The sequence below is a fragment of the Bacillus sp. JJ634 genome, assembly GCF_036962285.1.
GTDB lineage: Bacteria > Bacillota > Bacilli > Bacillales > DSM-1321 > Peribacillus > Peribacillus asahii_A.
Map to the genome: position 1 here is coordinate 1 of NZ_JBALMU010000163.1, position 6977 is coordinate 6977.

The following is a 6977-nucleotide window of genomic DNA, read 5'->3' on the forward strand; positions in this document are numbered from 1 at the left end:
CAATAAGTATGTGCGAAACTTCACATATTTGTCATAATCATATTCTTTTACAATCTACATAAACTGTAAAATAAAACTCCTAATGACCATTATTTAACTATACATGAAAATAAAGTTAAATATTATTTTAATATGATAAAGGAGAGAAGTATAATGTTTAAGTTTATTATTTTACTTGCCCTTCTATTCCTCTCTATTTTTTTCCAACTGCTAGGATTTATGAAATTAATGCCTTTATATATTACCTCCCCTATTTTATTTTTTGTTCTGTTTCTCTTTTTACATAGTATGAACGAACGTAAACGTTTTAAAGGGTTTTAACTAAAATAAGCGAGGCCCTCCCTTTGTCTGAAGGGCCTCGCTTTATGTTTTTATTTTAATAGAAGTGATTCTAATTCGTTTAATTTCTCTTCAAACACTTTTAATGCTTCACGAACTGGCTCGGCTTGCGTCATATCGACTCCAGCTTTTTTCAATACTTCAATCGGATAATCGGAGCTGCCTGATTTTAAGAATTCAATATATCTGTTAACCGCCGGCTCTCCTTCTTCAAGAATTTGTTTACTTAATGCTGTAGCCGCGCTAATACCTGTCGCATATTGATACACATAATAATTGTAATAGAAATGCGGAATTCTCGCCCACTCTAAGCCGATTTCTTCATCAATCACCATGTTATCGCCAAAATACTTCTTATTTAACGCATAGTACTCTTCCGTAAGCATATCCGCTGTTAATGCCTCACCATTTTGAGCTTTTACGTGAATTGTATGCTCAAACTCTGCAAACATCGTTTGACGGAATAACGTGCCTCGGAAGCCTTCTAAATAATGATTTAATAAATAAATTCGCTTCTTCTCGTCCTCAATTGTATTTAATAAATAATCATTTAATAAGTTCTCATTACATGTCGAAGCTACTTCCGCTACGAAAATCGAGTAGTTTCCATACGGATATGGCTGATATTTACGCGTGTAGTAACTATGAACAGAATGACCGAATTCATGAATAAGCGTAAATAAGTTGTTCACGTTATTTTGCCAGTTCATTAAAATATATGGATTTGTGCCATATGTACCTGAAGAATACGCACCGCTGCGTTTTCCTTTATTCTCATGCACATCGACCCAACGATTTTCAAATCCTTCTTTTAGAACTTGTAAATAATCTTCACCAAGCGGCGCAAGACCTTTTAAAACATAGTCTTTCGCTTCTTCATACGTTACTTCCATCTTCACTTCTTGTACAAGCGGCGTAAATAAATCGTACATATGAAGTTCATCAAGCTTTAGAACTTTCTTGCGTAAATCTAAATAGCGGTGTAGTAAAGGAAGATGCTCATTCACTGTTTCCACTAAATTATCATAAACCGCTTCTGGAATATTATTATTGCTTAGAGCTGCTTGACGGGCATTGTCATATTTACGAACAGATGCATTAAAGTTTTGGCTCTTCACTTGTCCGGCTAGCGTGCTCGCAAATGTATTACGGAACTTGCCATACGTACTATATACTCCTTCAAAAGCTTCCCGACGAACACGACGATCTGTACTTTCTAAAAAACGAATATAGCGACCATGCGTAATCTCTGCATCATTGCCGTCTTCATCTTTAATCGTTGGGAATTTCAAATCTGCATTATTTAACATTCCAAACGTATTACTAGAAGCATCAAACACTTCTGAAGCTTGAGCTAACAATGCCTCCTCTGTCGCAGATAACACGTGCGGACGCTGTAAATTAATTTCTTCAATCGCATGTTCATATAATTTCAATTCACTCTTTTCAGCCATAAACTGAGAAATTGTGCTTTCCTCGATGCTTAACAGTTCAGGCACAATATAAGCAAATGCACTGGATGCTTGTGCATATAAATTTTTCGCCCGGTCATCGAACCCTTGATAAAGAGAGTTCGTTGTATCTTGATCATAACGCATATGAGAGTACGCATAGACTTTCCCCAACCTCTCTAACACATTATCTTGAAATTGCAGCGCATTATATAATTGATCTGCACTCTCTCCTAACTTGCCTTGGAATTGATTCGCTTTCTTTAACTCTTCTTTTACTTCCTGGTAAGCCGCTTCCCAAGCCTCATCTGATGCAAAAATATCCTCAAGTCTCCATGTATCCTCAACCGTAATATCTTGGCGTGATGGTAATGTATTCACCGATGTTTCCTTTGTCATTTCACATTCCTCCATTCAAAAGTACTTCCTCGATATGGATCCTTGATCATGTATAGCTTCTCCATACTAACTATTTCTTCATTCACTAGGAAACTCCTGCTCTTATTCCCCTATGACACGAAGTAGATCAAGCTTTTTCATTATAAATGATATTGTTCTTCTCAAGCATCCATTTATACTCATGATAGAACATCTTTTCCAGTTCTTCCTGTTCCATCATCGTTTGGGGAATGGTGATTTCTTTCGTTAGCTTATAACAGCCTGCTGTCGTCTCTGTTAAATAACCTGCTTGTACTAAAAAGGCGATATATTCATAAACAGGATGAAACGCGTCACGCTTTACTAGCGGTAATGTCCTTAATGTAATTACACCTTTAGCGACTCTTTTTTGAAAAGACTGCAGAAACGTTCGTAATTGCACAAATTGCCCTAGCTCCCTTTTATGTAAAACATCTAAATAAAGCCAGGCTTGCCACTCAATCGCAGCCGTCCTAATCAGCGTCATGCTTTTGACTGGAATTCCGACTTCAATAGGCAATGTCGCTGCGGTTAAACGATGTCTATATAAAGCGAGAAAAAATGGGTTATGTAGATTAGCTGTTTTCACGCGATGAAGGCACCAGCTTTTCCGTTTATAACGCCATAGTGTAATAAAGGGGAACTGTTCATGGATTCGAGGAATAAGGTGTTTAGGTGAAAGGAGCTGTAATGGAGCAGCGGTCATTTCGGCAAACACGGTTGCAGGAGAAAAAGGCGTAATGCCTTTAAGGGCAAATACTTGATTGCGCTCTGGACAATACGTCCATAAAAAAGGATAGGCACTGACCCCTGTTACAAACAGCCATTGAAAAGCGGATAGTCTAAACTCTTGAGTATCCACTCTTTTTATATTTTTCTCAGCTAAAATCCAAATTGGTGTAATATCGAGGCTTTTATAGGATTCTGTTCGTTCGATAAATACAGCTTCACTAATCGTCGAGCACTGAAATTCAAAGGCGTATGTTTGTCCTTCACTCTTTACTAGAATATCCGCTCGCTTCTTAATAACAGGTAAATAAGCTTCTAATTCTGCTTGATAACCATGGTCCTTCAACCAAGAAAAAAGTTGTCGTTTCGCAAGTAAATGATAAGGTGACTCAGGTTCTGATGAGGCATGACAAGAGGTGTTGCTTTTGTGGGCAAAATGAGGAATTTTCATAGCTCCTGCTTTAATGACAAGCTCCGTTGCACAGCAAGGACAATAGTAGGGGGCGGATGCTTTAATCAAAGCGAGCATGTTTGCTGTAAGTATTTCCGGCAAAGTGATTAACGTCCCATCATGGCTTTTTGCAGTTAGCATACTTTACCTCCTTATATAGGATGTATACCTACTATAACACGAAATATCCACTATTCTCCTGTTTATTAGTTCCGTTATATAACGTTCAAAAAGTTGTTGAATATTGCCCAGGATAATATATTTACCAAATTAGTAAATTAATATATCATTATCGCAACAGTTATTACATTACCTTTAGACCCATCCAAAAGTAATATAAATCACTATTATAGAGGAACAATTATAACTCCGAATCATCAGGGTTCATTTGTGTCATGCTAGTAGGTATGCAACAGAAAATATGGAATGTTTTTTGTAACTATTAAAGGAGGATGTATCGATATGGGTAAGTTACAAGATAAAGTAGCGGTCATTACAGGCGGAGCATCAGGAATTGGTGCTGCAACAGCAAAGTTATTCGTTGAGGAAGGCGCAAAAGTCGTACTTGTCGACTTAAATGAAGAAAAAGGAAAAGCTTTTGAAGCAGAGTTAAAAGCGCAAAATGCTGAAGCCCTTTTTATAACAGCAAATATTACAAAAGAAGAAGAAGTACAAAATATTTTTAAAAAGACAGTCGATGCTTTTGGAAAAGTAGATATCGTATTTAATAATGCAGGGATTGGAAAAGTGACACCAACAGAAGAGCTTCCTTATGAGGAATGGCGCAACACCGTTAATGTCGATTTAGATGGTGTATTTCTAGTAGCTCGTGAAGCGATTCGTGAAATGCTAAAATCCGGCGGCGGGTCCATTGTTAACACAGCTTCTATGTACGGGTTGGTCGGTTCACCTGGCTCAGCAGCTTATAATGCAGCAAAAGGCGGCGTTATTAACTTAACACGCTCCCTTGCACTGGAATATGCAACGAAAAATATCCGTGTGAATTCCTTAGCACCAGGCTTTATTGATACACCGATTATTCCAGAAGAAAGTAAACAAGCACTTGCTGCTATGACACCAATGCAGCGTCTTGGAACATCAGAAGAAATGGCAAAGGCTGTACTGTTCATGGCTTCAGACGATTCATCCTTTATGACAGGCAATACATTAACCGTTGACGGCGGCTATACAGCACAATAAGTTAAAATCATAAACTCAAAAAGCAGGAACCCATGTTATACATAAACTAATATGGGTCCCTGCTTTTTGTTGTTCAAGTAGCTTAGCAGAAAGATGTTTTCCTGCATTAGGGGTTATAATGTTTAGCATCTCCTTTTTCTTTTCAGATGAGTTCTCACTCTTTTCAAGTTCTACTAAAGCACCATCCAAATTCTTCGTTTCTTCCCCTTTTTCATTTAGTTAGATGCCTGACACGGACAATCCCATTACAACAGGCGGTGCATCTTTCTTTCCTCGTAATACGGTGTAAACACTACAAATGTTACAAAACTTCACATAAATATTCAATCCTTTACAGCATTCACAAAAATAATTTCCAGCGATGACTCTTCATCTAACAATAAAAATCCCTGTAACACCGCCGTTTTAGTAATTCCACATGTATTAAACGTTTCAATGGTCTTACGCAATTTTTCTTCACCGCAACTTATTTTAACATTTTCTTCCTTTAATTGTGATATAATGTAACGTATAATTATCTTACTATTCATTTCATTAGTCTAAAAAACAGTAGCAAGGATTTATCCCCAAGTTAATAAAGAGCACTCGAAAACAGCAATATCTTTTCACAGATCAAACATTACTTACAAAATAAACCGTGTTATAATAAATGTTAATTTTTAGTTCCAAACCATTATATTAACATAATCGCATAAACCAAAGGGGGAGAAACAACAATGGAGAACTTTTTCTATGTACAGCCTGTCCCGATCGATTTCGGAGTAGGTAAACTGAACACATTACCTGATATTTTAAAAGACTCTAGTCTAAAAAACGGCATATTAATCAGCGCCCCTTCCATGGTTCGACATGGAATCGCGCAAAAGATTATTGATCAATCAGAAGGAAGAATTACTACCCTCTTTTCTGATATTCAACCAAATCCAACTGTTCACAATACAGATGCCTGCGCAGATATGATTCGTGAACACCAATGTGAATTTGCTATTGCACTTGGAGGCGGCAGCATTATAGATTGCGCGAAGGTAGCTTGTTTTGTCGCTAAAACACCATACCCGACAGCTGATTTCTTCTCTAGGAAACGTCCCATTAACAAGCCAGGTATTCCCCTGATTGCCATTCCAACAACATCAGGAACAGCTAGTGAAATCACTACTGTTTCGGTGTTAACGGATACTGAAAATGATATAAAAGCACCAATCGGCAGTGATTACTTCTATCCCATGTACGCACTCGTAGATCCTGAGTTGACAGTCACTTGTCCGCCAGCCGTTACAGCAGCAAGCGGCCTTGATGTCCTAGCTCATTCGCTCGAAGCATACTACGGCAAGAAACATCAGCCGCTTACAGATTTAGCAGCAGAAAGAGCGGCCTCTCTCGTGTTCAAGCACTTACTAACAGCGTATCACGAACCGGATAATTTAGAAGCAAGAGCAAAAATGAGTGAAGCATCTGTTACAGCTGGTATGGCGTTTAATCTCACTCAAACAGCAGCAGCTCATGCTTGTTCTTATCCATTAACACAAGATTTCGATATTCCACACGGCGAAGCTTGCGCCTTTACGCTTCCTTCGTTTTGGAAGTTAAATAGCCAATCAGGACCTGAAGCAGAACGTCTACACGCTTTTAGTCAGCGTCTAGGATTTAAGGATGCGGAAGAATTAGCCGACCGCATTGACGAAATGAAAAAGGAAATGGGATTACGAACAACACTAGAAGAAGTCGGTGTCAAAACAGAAGACGATTTAGATCATCTTGTTGCTAATAGCTTCGCACCTAATATGATGAATAATCCTGTGACTATTACGAAAGAATCACTGAAAGCTTTGTATAGCGGGTTAAAATAAGAAAAGCACCCAATTGGGTGCTTTTTCTATGTACCAAAAAACCGATTTCTATTTGAAATCGGCATAATTTTATGAAAAATAATTGGAGACTGTTTCGAACACATTGCCGTCAATCACCAGTTTGCCATACTCTTCAAGAACATGAACCGTCACCGGAGATTCATGACTGTACTCCAACAGCACACTCAATACATTATCGATATCTTCTTCTTCAATACTATCTTCAGCAAATTCAATATATAGAAAATATTTACCCTCATACGCATACAGTTTAGTCGTCCATTGATCTAAGCCAGAACGCTTACTGAGAGAAATTACATCCTCGAAGTCAGGGAACTCCGTAATAAATTCAATCATACCGTCTTCAAAGGCCACGCCGCTATAGTCTTCTTTTCCTTGGAAATGCTCTTCAAGGAGACTTTCGACTTTATCATCCATCTGGAAGTTTTTCAGTTTTTCATCTGAAAAAGCTAAATCCAGCTTTTGTCCATCTTTCCCTAATTGTGCTCGCGTCACAAGAATTTCTAGACCTTTTTCAAGAGC

Annotated in this window: 7 protein-coding genes; 3 read left to right on the forward strand and 4 right to left on the reverse strand. The window is 38.1% G+C overall.

All coding sequences use genetic code 11. The features are described 5' to 3' along the window. The first annotated feature begins 153 nt into the window (after positions 1 to 153). Positions 154 to 321 (forward strand): hypothetical protein, encoded by a 168-nt coding sequence (locus V7068_RS20105; protein ID WP_499714257.1) that lies wholly within the window; start codon positions 154 to 156, stop codon positions 319 to 321. A 50-nt stretch (positions 322 to 371) separates the two neighbouring features. Here V7068_RS20105 and pepF read toward each other — a convergent pair whose 3' ends face one another. Continuing rightward, positions 372 to 2189 carry an oligoendopeptidase F gene (gene pepF / locus V7068_RS20110; protein WP_499714258.1) on the reverse strand — a complete coding sequence of 606 codons (1818 nt, stop codon included), beginning with the start codon at positions 2187 to 2189 and terminating at the stop codon, positions 372 to 374. Between the two features lie 127 nt (positions 2190 to 2316). Further along, positions 2317 to 3528 (reverse strand): competence protein CoiA, encoded by a 1212-nt coding sequence (locus V7068_RS20115; RefSeq protein WP_499714259.1) that lies wholly within the window; start codon positions 3526 to 3528, stop codon positions 2317 to 2319. A 321-nt stretch (positions 3529 to 3849) separates the two neighbouring features. Between V7068_RS20115 and V7068_RS20120 the strand changes: the two genes are divergently transcribed. Continuing rightward, the gene (locus tag V7068_RS20120; RefSeq protein WP_499714260.1) at positions 3850 to 4587 is read left to right on the forward strand and encodes an SDR family NAD(P)-dependent oxidoreductase; all 738 of its coding nucleotides are present in this window, start codon (positions 3850 to 3852) and stop codon (positions 4585 to 4587) included. A gap of 323 nt (positions 4588 to 4910) precedes the next feature. On the opposite strand, the gene V7068_RS20125 is transcribed toward V7068_RS20120, so the two are convergent. After that, on the reverse strand, positions 4911 to 5036 hold the full coding sequence (locus V7068_RS20125) for a hypothetical protein (RefSeq protein WP_499714261.1): 126 nt from the start codon (positions 5034 to 5036) through the stop codon (positions 4911 to 4913). A gap of 267 nt (positions 5037 to 5303) precedes the next feature. On the opposite strand from V7068_RS20125, the gene V7068_RS20130 reads away from it, so the two are divergent. After that, entirely contained in the window at positions 5304 to 6434 is a 1131-nt protein-coding gene (locus V7068_RS20130) for an iron-containing alcohol dehydrogenase family protein (protein WP_499714262.1), read from the forward strand. Between the two features lie 69 nt (positions 6435 to 6503). Here V7068_RS20130 and V7068_RS20135 read toward each other — a convergent pair. Further along, positions 6504 to 6977: adaptor protein MecA (locus tag V7068_RS20135; protein ID WP_499714263.1), on the reverse strand; the 474-nt coding region annotated here is incomplete at its 5' end.

What these genes read in the sequence shown, in the direction of transcription:
- V7068_RS20105 (WP_499714257.1), top strand. Translation starts at nt 154, where the DNA reads ATGTTTAAGTTTATTATTTTACTTGCCCTTCTATTCCTCTCTATTTTT.
- pepF (WP_499714258.1), bottom strand. Translation starts at nt 2,189, where the DNA reads ATGACAAAGGAAACATCGGTGAATACATTACCATCACGCCAAGATATT.
- V7068_RS20115 (WP_499714259.1), bottom strand. Translation starts at nt 3,528, where the DNA reads ATGCTAACTGCAAAAAGCCATGATGGGACGTTAATCACTTTGCCGGAA.
- V7068_RS20120 (WP_499714260.1), top strand. Translation starts at nt 3,850, where the DNA reads ATGGGTAAGTTACAAGATAAAGTAGCGGTCATTACAGGCGGAGCATCA.
- V7068_RS20130 (WP_499714262.1), top strand. Translation starts at nt 5,304, where the DNA reads ATGGAGAACTTTTTCTATGTACAGCCTGTCCCGATCGATTTCGGAGTA.